11 protein-coding genes are annotated in these 14944 nt (G+C 73.5%); 7 read left to right on the top strand and 4 right to left on the bottom strand.

Annotated elements, in window-relative coordinates; genetic code table 11:
* Nucleotides 1-161 precede the first annotated feature (161 nt).
* Together AB0G79_RS25710 and nirB are read right to left on the bottom strand one after the other, a co-directional pair.
* Entirely contained in the window at nt 162-1589 is a 1428-nt protein-coding gene (locus AB0G79_RS25710) for an MFS transporter (protein ID WP_360810319.1), read from the bottom strand.
* Nucleotides 1590-1721: 132 nt separating this feature from the next.
* Nucleotides 1722-4523 (bottom strand): nitrite reductase large subunit NirB, encoded by a 2802-nt coding sequence (gene nirB / locus AB0G79_RS25705; protein ID WP_360810317.1) that lies wholly within the window; start codon nt 4521-4523, stop codon nt 1722-1724.
* Between the two features lie 238 nt (nt 4524-4761).
* On the opposite strand from nirB, the gene AB0G79_RS25700 reads away from it, so the two are divergent.
* From AB0G79_RS25700 to AB0G79_RS25680, 5 genes are all read left to right on the top strand, one after another.
* Complete coding sequence (locus AB0G79_RS25700) at nt 4762-5463, top strand: CbiX/SirB N-terminal domain-containing protein (protein WP_360810315.1); 702 nt, start codon at nt 4762-4764, stop codon at nt 5461-5463.
* Nucleotides 5464-5634: 171 nt separating this feature from the next.
* On the top strand, nt 5635-6828 hold the full coding sequence (locus AB0G79_RS25695) for a low temperature requirement protein A (RefSeq protein ID WP_360810313.1): 1194 nt from the start codon (nt 5635-5637) through the stop codon (nt 6826-6828).
* Nucleotides 6825-7367 (top strand): AAA family ATPase, encoded by a 543-nt coding sequence (locus tag AB0G79_RS25690; protein ID WP_360810311.1) that lies wholly within the window; start codon nt 6825-6827, stop codon nt 7365-7367. Before AB0G79_RS25695 ends, AB0G79_RS25690 begins: the two co-directional genes overlap by 4 nt.
* 201 nt (nt 7368-7568) lie before the next feature.
* Entirely contained in the window at nt 7569-8654 is a 1086-nt protein-coding gene (locus AB0G79_RS25685; RefSeq protein ID WP_360810309.1) for a P1 family peptidase, read from the top strand.
* Nucleotides 8655-8854: 200 nt separating this feature from the next.
* Entirely contained in the window at nt 8855-9637 is a 783-nt protein-coding gene (locus AB0G79_RS25680) for a DUF6227 family protein (protein WP_360810307.1), read from the top strand.
* Between the two features lie 159 nt (nt 9638-9796).
* Here the strand turns inward: AB0G79_RS25680 and AB0G79_RS25675 are convergent, their stop codons facing one another.
* Nucleotides 9797-11398, bottom strand: coding sequence for an MFS transporter (locus AB0G79_RS25675; protein ID WP_360810305.1), 1602 nt, complete (start codon nt 11396-11398; stop codon nt 9797-9799).
* Nucleotides 11399-11460: 62 nt separating this feature from the next.
* Here AB0G79_RS25675 and AB0G79_RS25670 point away from each other — a divergent pair, with 62 nt between their 5' ends.
* Nucleotides 11461-12435, top strand: coding sequence for a YafY family protein (locus AB0G79_RS25670; protein ID WP_360810303.1), 975 nt, complete (start codon nt 11461-11463; stop codon nt 12433-12435).
* An 88-nt stretch (nt 12436-12523) separates the two neighbouring features.
* Here AB0G79_RS25670 and AB0G79_RS25665 read toward each other — a convergent pair whose 3' ends face one another.
* Nucleotides 12524-13549: a sigma-70 family RNA polymerase sigma factor gene (locus AB0G79_RS25665; RefSeq protein ID WP_360810301.1), complete on the bottom strand. Its 1026-nt coding sequence runs from the start codon at nt 13547-13549 to the stop codon at nt 12524-12526.
* A gap of 377 nt (nt 13550-13926) precedes the next feature.
* On the opposite strand from AB0G79_RS25665, the gene AB0G79_RS25660 reads away from it, so the two are divergent.
* Nucleotides 13927-14937, top strand: a complete 1011-nt coding sequence (locus AB0G79_RS25660) for a questin oxidase family protein (protein WP_360810299.1) — start codon at nt 13927-13929, stop codon at nt 14935-14937.
* The last annotated feature ends 7 nt before the right edge of the window (nt 14938-14944 follow it).

Below are 14944 nucleotides of genomic sequence, written 5' to 3'. Positions count from 1 at the left end.
CGGTCGCGTCGTTGCTTGTCTCCATTTCACTCCCTTTGATCGATCATTTGCGGCGGCATTGGTCACCGGTCGACGGCCTTTGGTCCCTTTACGGGAACGCCGGAAGGCCCCGCCGCGGCGGGGCCTTCCGGGAGCGTGGTGGTACGGGGGTCAGCTGGGGATCAGCTGGGCGCCTCGGCGCTCTTGCGGGCGTAGAACCACCAGGTCACGACCATGCAGCTGACGTAGAAGGCGACGAATCCCCACATCGCGCTGGTCACGGCCACCGAGCCGAAGAGGGCCGGGATGAAGAAGAAGCCGTAGGCCGCGATGGCCGAGGTGAAGCCGGTGACGGCACCGGACTCCATTTCCGCCTGCTTCAGCGCCTTGGCGTACTCCGGGGTGCCTTCCTCCAGGCCCTTGAGGTGGGTCCCGCGGAAGATGACCGGGATCTGCCGGAAGGTCGAGCCGTTGCCGATGCCGGAGAAGAAGAACGCGGCGAGGAAGCAGAAGAAGAAGCCGTAGAACGAGCCGCCGTCACCGCCCGAGGGCAGGAAGTTGATCACGCCGATGATGGAGACGGCCATGCCCACGAAGGACAGGATCGTGACCCGGGCGCCGCCCCACTTGTCCGCGATCCAGCCGCCGCCCCAGCGGGCGAGGGCGCCGACGGCCGGGCCCATCCAGGCGTAGGTGGCGACGGAGTAGTCCGGGAACGTGGTCTTGATGAGCATCGGCAGCGCGGCGGCGAAGCCGATGAAGGAGCCGAAGGTGCCGACGTACAGCCAGGTCATCAGCCAGTTGTGCTTGCGCTTGAAGATGACCTTCTGCTGGCTGAACGGGGTCGAGGCGACCTTCAGGTCGTTCTGGCCGAACCAGGCGACGGCCGCGAGGACGAGCAGGACCGGGACCCAGATGAAGGCGGCGTTCTGCAGGTAGACCGGGGTGCCGTCGGCCTTGTGCTGGGCCGAGCCGATCGCGATGGTCGACCAGGTGATGACGATCGGGGTCAGCAGCTGGACGACCGAGACGCCGAGGTTGCCGAGACCGCCGTTGATGCCGGTCGCGCTGCCCTTCTTCGCCTTGGGGAAGAAGAAGCCGATGTTGGCGAGGGAGGAGGCGAAGTTCGCGCCGCCGATGCCGCAGAGGGCCGCGATGGCGACCATCACGCCGTACGGGGTGGTCGGGTCCTGGATCGCGATGCCGAGCCAGATCAGCGGCACGATCAGGACGACCGTCGACAGCGCGGTGAAGCGGCGCTGGCCGACCATCGGGCCGAGGAAGGTGTAGAAGATCCGGGCCGTGCCGCCGGTCAGGCCGGGGATGGCGGTCAGCCAGAACAGCTGCGAGGTGGAGAAGCCGAAGCCGACGTCCTTCAGGTTGGTCGCGGTGACCGACCACACCTGCCAGACGACGAACGCCACGAGCAGGGCGGGGACCGCGATCCACAGGTTGCGGGTGGCGACCTTCTTGCCGATCGACTTCCAGAAGAGCTCGTTCTCCGGCTCCCAGTCGGTGATGGGCCGGCCGGGGCGGTACTGCTCCGTGTCGTACGACGGGGCGGTGCCGCCCGTCCTTCTGCCGTCCTGGGTCTGGACTACGGAACTCATGGCGCTTCCCTGCCTTTTCGCGGGCTGTTCGCAGACTGATTCGCAGACTTTTTCCTGCTCTTCCAGGCTGCGCCGCGGCATGAGGGGTGCGTGAGTGCCGATGGTCGCCGCGATGCCGGGCCGAGAGTCCCCTCACGGACGGGCCGGAGGCACCGGCAGCACCGGGAGCGACACCTCCGGGTCGTCCAGGCACGCCCCGGTCCGCAGGTCGAACTCCTGCTTGTGCATCGGCGAGGCCACCACCGGCACCCCGTCCCGGCTGCCCATGATCCCGTTCGCGATCACGTCCGCGCCCGAGAACGGGTCCCGGTTCCCCACCGCGTACACCGCCCCGTCCCCGTCCCGGAACAGCGCCGCCTCGGTCCCGTCCGCGAGGACGGCGGCCCGGCCGCGGCCCGGCTCCAGGAACTCCACCCCGTCCACGTGCGGTGCGAAGCGGGCCAGCGCCTCCGGGTCGTCGAGGACGGCCTGCCACTCGTCGCGGTACGCGGCCACGTGCCGCTCCATCTGCGCCTCCAGCTCGGCGCAGATCCCGAGGGAGTCCTCGACCAGGACCTCCTTCAGGTGGTCGAGCCCGCCCTCCATCCGCTCCACCCACGCCGAGGTGCGCTCAAGGCGCTCCCCCGTCCGGATGTAGTACATGAGGAACCGGTCGACGAGGGCGAAGAGTTCACCGGCCGACAGGTCGGAGGCGAGGAGTTCGGCGTGGCGCGGGGTGGTGCCGCCGTTGCCGCAGACGTACAGGTTCCAGCCGCCGGCGGTCGCGATGACGCCGATGTCCTTGCCGCGGGCCTCCGCGCACTCGCGCAGGCAGCCGGAGACGCCGCCCTTGAACTTGTGCGGGGTGCGCAGGCCCCGGTAGCGGAGCTCCAGGTCGATCGCGAGCTGCACCGAGTCGCCCTGCCCGAAGCGGCAGAAGCGGGAGCCGACGCACGACTTGACCGCCCGCAGCGACTTCCCGTACGCCTGCCCGGACTCGAAGCCGGCGTCGATCAGGCGCCGCCAGATGACCGGCAGGTCCTCCTTGCGAGCGCCGAAGAGGCCGATCCGCTGGGCGCCGGTGACCTTGCTGTAGAGGCCGTGGTCGCGGGCCACCTCGCCGATGGCGATGAGCTGCTCGGGCGTGGTCTCGCCGCCGGGGACGCGCGGGACGACCGAGTACGTGCCGTCCTTCTGGAGGTTGGCGAGGAAGAGGTCGTTGGAGTCCTGGAGCGAGGCCTGCTCGCCCTCCAGGACGTGCGTCAGGCCGAGCTCGGGCGCGAGCGTGCCGAGGACGTTGGCGACGACCGGCTTGCAGACCGTGCAGCCGGAGACGCCGCCGGCCGCCGCCGCGCGGGCGCTGTCGGAGCCGTACCGCTCCAGGAGTTCGGTGTACGAGCGGATGTGCTCGGTGCGGATCAGCTCGTAGATCTCGGGGCGGGACAGCTCGGGGAAGTGCTCGCACAGGCCGCGCGCCTTCTCCACGCCGGCCGCGTCCAGGACCGCCTGGAGGGTGTTCACGCAGCCGCCGCAGCCCGTGCCCGCCTTGGTGCACCGCTTGACGCCGCCGACGTCGGTCAGGCCGTGCTCGGCGATCGCCGCCGTCACCGCGCCCTTGGTCACGTTGTGGCAGGAGCAGACGACGGCGTCGTCGGGGAGCGCGTCCGCGCCGGGCGGCTCCGCGCCGCCGCCGGCCGGGAGCAGGAATGCCTCGGGCGGGGCGGGCAGCCTGGCGCCCGTGCCCGCGTGCGGCTTGAGGGAGCCGTACGCCTCCGCGTCGCCGACCAGGATGCCGCCGAGGAGCTGGCCGTCGGGGCCGAGCAGCAGCTTCTTGTAGACGCCCTCGCGGCCGTCCGAGAAGACGATCTGGGTGGCGCGAGGCCCGCCGTCGCGGCCGTCGGCGAACGGGTCGCCGAAGGAGGCCACGTCCGCGCCCATCAGCTTCAGCTTGGTCGAGGTGTCGGCGCCGGTGAAGACGGTCGTCCCGTCGCCCGCGAGCTGGTCGGCGACGGCCTCCGCCATCTGGTAGCCGGGGGCGACGAGCCCGTACACCCGGCCGTCGGCCGTCTGCGCGCACTCGCCGATCGCGTACACGTACGGGTCGGTCGTCCGGCAGCGCTCGTCGACCGCCACTCCCCCGCGGTCGCCGACCGCGAGCCCCGCCTCGCGGGCGAGGCGGTCCCGGGGGCGCACCCCGGCGGAGAAGACGACGACGTCGGCGGGGAGCCGCTCGCCGCTCGACAGCTTGAGCCGGGTCGCCCTGCCGTCGGCGTCCGTCTCGACCTCGGCGGCGCCGACGCCGGTGTGCACGGCGACGCCCATCGACTCGATGGTGGAGCGCAGCGCGGCCGCGCCGCCGTCGTCGACCTGGAGCGGCATCAGCCGGGGCGCGAACTCGACGACGTGCGTGGCGAGTCCGAGGGTACGGAGCGCGCCCGCGGCCTCCAGACCGAGGAGTCCGCCGCCGATGACGACGCCGGTGCGGGCACCCTCGGCGTACGAGGTGAGCGCGTCGACGTCGTACAGCGTGCGGTACGTGAAGCAGCCGGTCGCGTCGGCGCCGGGGATCGGCGGCACGAAGGGGTACGAGCCGGTGGCGAGGACGAGGGCGTCGTAGGCGACGACCGCGCCGGAGGTCGTCGTGACCGTCCTGGCCGTCGTGTCGATGTGCTCGGCGGGGTCGCCGAGCCGCAGGTCGATGCCGTGCCCGGCGAGGAACTCGGGCGTGGAGAGACCCAGTTGGTTGGGCTCCGTGCCGCTGAAGACGGAGGAGAGGTGGACCCTGTCGTACGCGGGGACGTCCTCCTCCGCGAGGACGGTGACCTGCCAGCCGGGGCCGTCGGGGACGGCCGGGTCCGCGAGCGCGCCGCGCTCGGCCAGGGCCTCCAGGAGCCGGTGGCCGACCATGCCGTGGCCGATCAGGACGAGGGACTGTGTCCGCTGGGCGGCGGCCATGGCGGTCTCCGTGGGGGTCGCGAGGGGGCTGGGCGTTCCTCTTCGACCGTAGGGGGGCCGCCACGGCGTGTCGGCGCGTGAAGGGCCCGAGAAACGGGGACTTGTGGCCCTGTCCCCGGGGTCCAACGGCGGCGCCGCGCGGGCCGCGGCGGGGCCTAGCGTGGAGGGAGCGAGGCCACCGGCGGCGTACGACACCGCCGCCGGATGGCCCGCCGTCCGGTCTGGAGGTGACCCGAGGATGCGGGACCTGGTTCTCGCCGTGCACGGCAGCGCCGTCCCCGAGGCGGGCGCGACCGTCGAACGGCTCGCGGACGCGGTGCGGGGGCTGACCGGCGCGCCGGTCGCCGTCGGCCACCTCGACCACCAGACGCCCTCCCTCCCGTACGTCCTCGCGGACCGGCCCGGCGCGGTCGTCGTGCCGCTGCTGCTCGGCGACGGCTACCACCGCACGGTCGACATCCCGTCCGTCGCCCGCCACTTCGACTGCGCGGTCACGCGCGGGCTCAGCGGCGAGCACGGGGTGGCCCTCGCGCTGTACGACCGGCTGCGGGCCGCCGAACGGGCGGCGGGCGGCCCGGCCGACGCGGTCGTCGTCGCGGGCGCGGGCTCCTCGCGGCCCGGCGGCAACGAGGGCACCCTGACGGCGGTCCGGCAGCTCGGCACGCTCCTTCCGGTCCCGGTGACCGCCGCGTACTGCTCGGCGAGCGAGCCGGCCCCGGCCGAGGCGGTCGCCCGGCTCCACGCCTGCGGCTTCCGCCGCGTCGCCGTCGCCACCCACCTCCTGGCCCCGGGCCGCTTCACGCGCGCGCTCGCCGAGGTCCCTGACGTGTGGGCGGTCGGGGAGCCGCTCGCGGACCACCAGAGGACGGCGGGTCTGGTGGCGGGGCGGTACGCGCGGGCGGCCGCGGCGCCGGTGGTCTGGGCGCGGGCGGCGGCGTAGGGGGCGGCCGGGGGCCGGGCGGGCCGCCGGGGACGGCGCGAGGACGCCGGGAGCCGGGCGGGCCGCCGGGGACGGCGCGAGGACGCCGGGAGCGGCCGCTGTGCGCGTACACGCACATGTCCGTGCGTTCGCCTACGCCAAAACATCCCGTCCCTCTGCTCTCCTGGGGCGATGACGACCCGAACGACGCCACCGTTCCTCCCCCTCACCGCACGCTCCCGGGACGAGGCCCACCGGACCGCGACCTCCCTGGAGCTCTTCTTCGACCTCTGCTTCGTCGTCGCCGTCGCCCAGGTCGGCGCCGAGCTCGTCCACGCGGTCGCGGAGGGCCACACGGGCGAGGGGGTCATCAACTACTGGATGGTCTTCTTCGCCATCTGGTGGGCGTGGATGAACTTCACGTGGTTCGCCTCCGCGTACGACAACGACGACGTGCTCTACCGGGTCGTCACCCTCGTCCAGATCGCGGGCGTCCTCATCCTCGCCGCCGGCGTCTCGCGGGCCTTCGAGGAGCACGACTTCCTCGTCGTCTACATCGGCTACGTCGTCATGCGGCTCGCGCTCGCCTTCCAGTGGCTGCGCGCCTCCCGCCACGCCACCGACCCGGCCGAGCGGAGGATGTGCCGGCGGTACGCGGGCGGGGTCGTCGCCGTGCAGATCGGCTGGGCGGCGCTGCTCCTCGTCCCGGAGGCGGCCCGCGGCTGGGTCTTCCTGGTGCTGGCGTTGGCCGAGATGGCCGTGCCGGTGTACGCGGAGAAGGACGCGCCCAGCACCTGGCACCCGCACCACATCGCCGAGCGGTACGGCCTGTTCACGATCATCGTGCTGGGCGAGACCGTCGCCGCCGCGACCGTCGCCGTGAAGTCCGGCATCGTCGAGCACGACGCGCTCGACGAGCTCCTGCCGATCGCCGCCGGCGGCCTCCTGATCGTCTTCGCCGCCTGGTGGATCTACTTCGTGGTGCCGGCCCACGACCGGCTGACGTCGAGCCGCCAGGGCTTCCTCTGGGGCTACGGCCACTACGTCATCTTCACCTCGGCCGCCGCCGTCGGCGCGGGCCTGGAGATCGCCGTCGAGCAGGCGGTGGGCGAGGCCCACATCTCGCGGCTCGCCGCCTCCGCCGCGGTGACCATCCCGTCGGCCGTCTTCCTGCTCTCCGTCTGGCTGCTCCACGCCCGCTACTTCAAGGTCGGCATCGCCCAGCAGCTCGTCCTCCCCGGAGCCTCCCTCGCGATCCTCCTGTGCACCTTCGCGGGCCGCTGGGCGGTCCTCGCCGCCGGACTCGTGGCCGCGGCGGCGGTCGCGACCGGCGTGACCCTGACGGCCAGGACGGGCGGCCGGGACACGGACGAGGCGCTCGCGTGACGGAGCGGGGCGGGAACGCGTTCGTGGTGGTGTCCGGGCTGCCCGCCAGCGGGAAGACGACCCTGGCGCGGGGGCTCGCGGCGGAGCTCGGGCTCGCGCTGATCGACAAGGACGTCGTCCTGGAGGCCCTGTACGACTCCCTCGGCGTCGGCGACCAGCAGTGGCGGCGGCGGCTGAGCCGGGCCGCCGACGACGTGCTGTACGCGACGGCCGCCGACGCGGGGCGGGCGGTACTCGTCAACTGGTGGCACCGGGACAGCTCGCCCGCGCGGCTCCGCGCGCTCGGCGGGCGGCTCGTCGAGGTGCACTGCGCGTGTGACGTCGCGCTCGTGGCCGAGCGGTTCCGGTCCCGTCAGCGGCATCCCGGGCACCTCGACCGGGAGCTGACGCCCGAGGCGCTGCGGGAGCGGGTCGCCGGGTGGGCGGCGCGGCCCGGGCCGTTGGGGGTCGGCGGGCCGGCGGTGGTCGTCGACACCACCTGGCCCGTGGACGGCGTGAGGGTCGCCGCGGAGGTGGGCGCGCTGCTGGGGAAGGGGTGACGCGGGGGCGGGCACGGGCGACGCGGGCGCCGGGCACTCGGGCGGGGGTGAGGCGGGCGCCTGGCACTCGGGCGCGGGTGGGGCGGGCACGGGTACGGGCACGGGCACGGGGGGCACGGGCACGGGGGGGGGCACGGGCACGGGGGAGCACGGGCGGGGCGGGCACGGGCGGGGCCTGCCGTGCCGTGGTAGGCAGGGGGCATGACGCAGGCCGAACGGGTGAGCGAGGCGGGTGGGCGCGACGGGATCACCGACGTCGCCGGGATACGCGTGGGGCACGCGCGCGTGGAGCAGGTCGGGGCGCTGACGGGGACCACCGTCGTGCTCGCGCCCGAGGGCGGGATGGTCGCCGCCGTGGACGTGCGGGGCGGCGGGCCGGGGACGCGGGAGACGGACGCGCTCGACCCCCGGAACGTGGTCCAGCGGATCGACGCCGTCGTCCTCACCGGCGGCAGCGCGTACGGGCTCGACTCCGCCGCCGGTGTCATGGGCTGGCTGGAAGAGCGGCGGCGGGGCGTCCGGGTGGGTCCGGAACCGTCCCACGTGGTGCCCGTCGTGCCCGCCGCGTGCGTCTTCGACCTGGGGCGGGGCGGCGACTTCGCCGCCCGGCCGGACGCCGCGACGGGCCGGGCGGCCGTGGAGGCGGCGTACGCGAGCGGGGACCACGCGCGCGTGGCGACGGGCGCGGTCGGCGCGGGCACCGGGACCGTGGCCGGCGGGCTGCGGGGCGGGGTGGGCACGGCGAGCGCCGTCCTGGAGTCGGGGATCACGGTCGGCGCGCTCGTGGTCCTGAACGCGGCCGGTGCGGCGGTCGACCCGGCGACCGGCGTCCCGTACGGCAGCCTCTTCGAGGGCGGCGTGCCCCGCGCCCCGGCGGAGGCCGTGCACGCGGCGGCGGTACGGCGCCTCGCGGAGGCCCGGACGGCGAGCACCCGTCCCCCGCTGAACACGACGCTCGCCGTCGTCGCGACGGACGCGGTGCTGACGCGTGCGCAGGCGCGGAAGGTCGCGGGGACGGCGCACGACGGCATCGCGCGCGCCGTGCGGCCGGTGCACCTCATGAACGACGGCGACACGGTCTTCGCGGTCTCCACCGGCCGCCGCGACCTCCCGGAGGGGCCGGGGCCGCTCGCGCTGAACGAGATCCTGGCGGCCGGGGCCGACCTGGTGACCCGCGCGATCGTCAGGGCGCTGCTCGCGGCGCCGGGCGGGCAGCGCGGTCCGGGCGGCGACTTCCCCTCGTACCGCGAGCTCTACGGGCCGGAAGCGGAGTCGTACTCCCGGTAACGGAAGGGAAGTTGAACCCAAGTCAGCTTTGGTGCGACGGGAACCTCCCGCCCGGAGTCCTCGTTTTCCGGAACGCCGGACGCGATGTCAGACCCAGGCACTACGTTGTGCAAGCACCAAGTGACAAGCGGCGACGGCCTGGCCTGGAGACCCTCTTGAATGATCCGCGGGAATCTCACGTTCCGACCGAGACGACAGAGATGACAGAGGCGCCCGAGACGAGCGAGACGAGCGAGACGACCGAGGCACACCTCGAACAGCTCCTCGGCAGGGCGCTCAACTCCTTCGACCTGCCCGACTCCCTCGTCGAGCGCCTCGGGACGGCGCTCGCACACTCCACCGCCCTGCACTCCTCCCACCACAGCGCCTCCCTCCGGCGCAGCACCCACCGGCACACGTACCTGCTCGCCGACGGCAGCGCGGTCAGCCTCTGGGAGCTCACGCACAACGCCGGGCGGGACGGCACCGACCAGCACGAGCTGTACCGGGAGGAGTCGGAGGCCAGGCTCGCGGCCTCCCGGCTGCCCGTCGGGCCGATGACGGGCTGGACGGTCGAGCGCGCCGACGGCCGCCCGCTCGACGAGGACGACGAGGACGACATCGCCCTCCTGAGCACCCTCCTCGCCCGCCCCATACCGGCCCAGCCGCGGATGTACGTGCCGGACAACTCGGCCGACCACGCCCGCCGCGTCCTGCGCCGCGCGGAGAACGCGGACCGGCCGGGCGAGGAGACCGCCCGGCGCCTCCGGCTCGCCTTCGCGCACCACATCACCCAGTCCTTCGGGCGCGCCTGCGCGGTCGAGGGCGGCCGGGACGCCGGCTTCACCCTCTACGAGCACCAGTTCCTGCTGCTCGACGGCAGCGAGGTCAGCCTCTGGGAGGTCGAGCACACGGCGACCCCGGACGGCCGCCACATGTGCGAGGTGTACGAGGACGAGGAGACGGCCCGCAGGGCGATGGAGTCCCGCTCCCGGGTCCTCTGAGACACCCCCTGGCCCGCGCTCCCTCTTCCCGGCCCCCGGCCCGGATCCGGTCCCTCAGGCGAGGGCCCTGGTCCGGGCCGGGGGCCGGAACTCGCCGGAGGGGCGGTGCGCACCGCGGGCGCACCGCCCCTCTCTCCGCTTCCGACCCCGCCGCCGGGATCAGTGCGTCAGCACCGGTTCCTTACCGGCGGACCCGGACCCGGACCCCGCCTCGGACACGGACCCGGAACCGGACCCGGGGGCGCCCTCGTCGCCCTCGCCGCCCTCCAGGTGCTGCTTCGGCTTCGAGGGGAGCGCGAACATCACCAGGAAGATGCCGGCGAGTACGACCGCCGCCCAGCCGAGCGAGTTCTGGAAGGCGTCGGTGAACGCCTCGCCGACCGCCGACGGGGACTGCGCCCGCTCCAGGTGCCGGTCGTCGATGACGCCGAAGAAGACGACCGAGACGAGGCCGAGGCCGATCGCGTTGCCCATCTGGCCCGTCGTGTTGATGAGGCCCGAGGCCGAACCGGCGTGCTCGCGCGGGACCTCGGAGAGCACCGCGTCCGTCAGCGGGGCGACGATGAGGCCCATGCCGAGGCCCATGACCACCAGCGGCAGGATCATCTGCCAGGACTCGATGCCGTTCCCGTACCGCCCGGCCACGAAGAAGTAGAGCAGGATGCCCGCGATCATCGTGAGCGCGCCCGCCTGGAGGACCTTGCGGCCGAAGCGCGGGACCAGCTTCTGCACGGAGAGACCGGCGGCCGTGGAGACCGCGATGGAGAAGGGGACGCCGGTGAGGCCCGCCCGCAGCGCGCTCCAGCCGAGCCCGATCTGCATGTAGAGCGTCCAGACCAGGAAGAAGATGCCGAGCACGATGCCGAAGGTCAGCTGCACAGCGATGCCGGCCGCGAAGCTCTTCACCTTGAACAGCGACAGCTCGACGAGCGGCGAGCCGTCCTTCCTCGTCTTGTACTTCTCGTAGGCGACGAGCGCGGCGAAGACGACGAGGCTGCCGGCCATCATCAGGTGGCCCCAGAGCGGCCAGTCGAGCTCACGGCCGCGCGTCAGCGGGTAGATCAGCATGAGCAGCGCCGCCGTCACGAGCAGCATGCCGACGATGTCGAGGCGGAGCGCCTTCGGCGCCTTCGACTCGGTGATGAACTTCCGGCCCAGGACGAGGCCCGCGATGCCGACCGGCAGGTTGATCAGGAAGATCGGGCGCCACTCGAGGCCCGCGATGTTCCACTCCGTGAGGAGCGCGCCGAGCAGCGGTCCCGAGACCGCGCCGAGGCCGATGATCGCGCCGAACATGCCGAACACCTTGCCGCGCTCGTGCGCGGGGAAGGTGACGTGGATGATCGAGAGGACCTGCGGCACCATCATCGCCGCCGCCGCGCCCTGGAGCAGGCGGGAGGCGACCAGCATCTCGGAGTTGGCGGCGAAGCCGCAGAGCGCCGAGGCGAGCGTGAAGCCGGCGGTGCCGAGGAGGAAGAGCCGCTTGCGGCCGTAGATGTCGCCGAGCCGTCCGCCGGTGATGAGACCGGCCGCGAACGCGAGCGCGTATCCGGCGGTGATCCACTGGATGGCGCCGAAGGAGGCGTGGAGATCGCGCTCGATGCTGGGGATCGCGATGTTGACGATCGTGGCGTCGACCAGATCCATGAAGGCGGCGGTCATGACGATCGCGAGGGCGATCCACCGCCGCTTGTCGGCGGAGGTCTCCTTGGGGGCCGCTTCGGCGGGGGCCGCGTCCGTGACGGCTTCGTGTGCACTCATACGAAGAAGATAAAAGTCATCTAGGTCAGCTGATGTCCTAGATGGGCCGCATCCTGGAAAACATGACGGACACCCCGGCACGACTCCTGAATCTGCTCTCGCTCCTCCAGACCCCGCGCGAGTGGCCCGGAAGCGAGCTCGCCGAACGGCTCGCGGTCTCCCCGCGCACCATCCGCCGGGACATCGACCGGCTCCGCGACCTCGGCTATCCGGTCGAGGCGACGCTCGGCGCCGTCGGCGGCTACCGGCTCGTCGCCGGCACGGCGATGCCCCCGCTGCTCCTCGACGACGAGGAGGCCGTCGCCATCGCGGTCGGCCTGCGCGCCGGGGCGGGCCACGCCATCGAGGGCGTCGAGGAGGCCTCCGTACGGGCCCTGGCCAAGCTGGAACAGGTCCTCCCGGCGCGGCTGCGGCACCGGGTCTCCATCCTGCAGAACGCGACGATCCCGCTGACCAGGGGCGACGGCGCCACGGTCACGCCCGCGACCCTGACGGCCCTCGCGGGGGCGGTGACCGCCCGGGAGAAGCTGCGCTTCGGCTACCGGGCGGGCGACGGGACCGAGACGAAGCGACTGGTGGAGCCGTACCGGCTGGTGTCGACGGGGCACCGCTGGTACCTCGTCGCGTACGACCTCGGGCGCGAGGACTGGCGGACCTTCCGGGTCGACCGGGTGACCGACCCGCTGGCCACGGGGGCGCGCTTCACGCCCCGTGAGCTGCCCGCGGGGGACGCGGCCACGTTCATGGCGCAGCGGATGGCGCGGACGCAGAGCGAGTTCGACCTCGACGTGGAGTTCGCCGCACCGGCGGAGGCCGTCGCGGGTCGGCTTCCGGCCCATCTCGTGCCGGCGGCGGACCCGGCGGACCCGGACCGCTGCCTGCTGCGGGCGCGCGTCACGGACTCCGTGGAGTGGCTGGCCCTCCGCCTGACCCTGATGGACGTCGACTTCACGGTCCACGGCCCCGAGCCCCTGGTGGCGTACGTGCGAAAGCTGTCGGGGCGACTGGCGAGGGCGCTGCCGGACACGGCCGGATGAGCCCGTGGGCCCGGCCGCCGGCCGGGCCCTTCCGGGATCCTGCGCGGGAGGCTCAGGGCCTGTCCGACCCTGATCCGCCGGACAGGTCCTACGCCACCGCGTCGAAGCCCGTGTCGCGGGCCATCTTCTTCAGTTCGAGCAGCGCGTGCTTCTCGATCTGCCGGATCCGCTCGCGGGTCAGTCCGTGCTCCTTGCCGACCTCGGTCAGGGTCCGCTCGCGGCCGTCCTCGATGCCGTACCGCATCCGGATGATGGAGGCGGTCCGGTGGTCGAGCTTGGCGATGAGGTCGTCGAGCTCCTCGCTGCGCAGCAGCGTGAGGACGGACTGCTCGGGCGAGATCGCCGAGGTGTCCTCCAGGAGGTCGCCGAACTGGGTCTCGCCCTCGTCGTCCACCGACATGTTGAGCGAGACCGGGTCGCGCGCCCAGTCGAGGACGTCGGTGACGCGCTCGGGCGTCGAGCCCAGCTCGGCCGCGACCTCGGCGGGCTCCGGCTCCCGGCCGTTCTCCCGGTTGAACTCGCGCTGCACGCGCCGGATGCGGCCCAGCTCCTCCACGAGGTGGACGGGGAGCCGGATCGTCCGGGACTGGTCGGCGATCGACCGGGTGATGGCCTGGCGGATCCACCAGGTCGCGTACGTGGAGAACTTGAAGCCCTTCGCGTAGTCGAACTTCTCGACCGCGCGGACCAGGCCCGCGTTCCCCTCCTGGATCAGGTCGAGCAGCGGCAGTCCGCTGCGCGGGTAGCGTCGGGCGACGGCGACGACGAGCCGCAGGTTGGACTTGATGAAGAGGTCCTTCGCCCGCTCGCCCTCGGCGGCCAGCGCCTCCAGCTCCTCGCGGGTCGCTCCGCCCGCCTCGGTCTCCCCCGCCCCGGCAGCGGCTGATGTCACAGCGCCGTCGAGGATCTGCTGGGCGTAGACGCCCGCCTCGATCGTCTGGGAGAGCTCGACCTCCTTGGCGGCGTCGAGCAGGGGTGTGCGCGCGATCTCGTCGAGGTACATGCCGACCAGGTCGCGGTCGGCGATGTCCCCGCCCACGGCGCGAACGCTGCTTGCCCGGCTCGCCCCGCTCGTGGCGGAGGTCTGACGACGGGCGACGGCACGGGTTGCCATGCGTGCTCCCTTGCTGAGTAGGTCGCGACACCCTTCCGGGTGCCCTGCATCCGACGGAAACAACGACCGGAATCGGGACAGAATTCCCAGGAGACGCAGGATTTTCGCGATCATGCAGTATCCTGCGCGCCCATCGCCCCCGGAGCCGTGCCTCCGGAACCCGCGGAGACGCAGGTCAGACCGGGAACGGCGGGTCGGGAAGCGCCGCCCGCGGGGTCTCCGACCACCCTGTCGGTGAGACCGCGATCACACGCGCCGCCACCTCCTCAGACGTCACTCCAGCCGCTCTGGTTGCCCGGCCGGCCGAGGTTCTCGGACCCGGGGACTAGGTCCCGGGCCCGTTACCGCCCGCCGGTCCCCCTGCCTACGGTGCCCGTATGCCCAGTGACGCCTCCGGCACCCTCGACGAAGCCCTCGAACGCCTCCACGCCACCGGCCCCGAGCGCCACGGCTGGCTCACCAACCACGCGCCGATGGCCGTCGAGGCCCTCGTCCGCCACGGCCAGGCCCCGGCCGTCCACCGCTGGCTCGACGCCTACGCGCCGAAGCTGGAGGACGCCCCCGCCCCGCACACCCCGGTCACCGCCGCGACCTGGCGCGAGGCGCTCGGCGACCCGGTCCGGATCACCGACTGGACCCGCTTCTTCGCCCGCGCTCTCGACGAGCACCCCTGGCGGGAGGTCCTCGCCACCTGGTGGCCCCGGCTGCTGCCAGGCATCGCGGGCGGCGCCACGCATCCGGTGATCCGCACCGGCCACGCCGTACGGACCCTGCTGACGACCGAGGAGACGGCGCCCCGGCGCGCCGAGCTGGCGCACGCCCTCGGCTACTGGGCGGCCCGCCACCAGCCGCTGCCCCCGCTCGCGCCGCTGCCGGCGGCGCCGAGCGCGGCGGCGGCCCTCGGAGCCGTACCGCCTGTTCCGGATCAGGCGGGCGGGATCCGGGCGCGGCTCGCGCAGCTGACCGGGATCCCGGAGTGGGGCGCGGCGCCCGGCCCGGACGCGGCGAAGGCGATGCTCACGGAGCTCGTGGCGGCGGCGACCCACCGGTACGCGACCCACGGCCACGGCGAGCCGATCATGCTCGTGCACGCGGCGACGGCGCCGAACGCCGTCCTGCGCGCCCTGCCCGCGCTCCCCCGCGAGCTGTGGGTGCCGAGCCTGGGCGCGGCCTGGGCGGCGTCGGCCGCGGTGACCGCCGCCTACACGCCGCGGGACCCCGCCCCGCACGGCGACGTGTCCGCGACCGCCGAGGAGGTCTTCGCGCGGGCGGCGGCGCACGGGGACGACCACACGATCAAGTTCGCGGACACCGCCCTCGACGTCGGCGGCCCGCTCGCGCTGGCCGCCGCCGTCCGCTCGATCGAGCTGAATCCACCGGCGCTCTAGCGCGGCG

It is taken from the genome of Streptomyces sp. NPDC020807 (assembly GCF_040641575.1).
Classification (GTDB): Bacteria; Actinomycetota; Actinomycetes; order Streptomycetales; family Streptomycetaceae; genus Streptomyces.
Note: the sequence above shows the minus strand (reverse complement) of the source record. Positions and strands in the feature narration are given on the sequence as shown.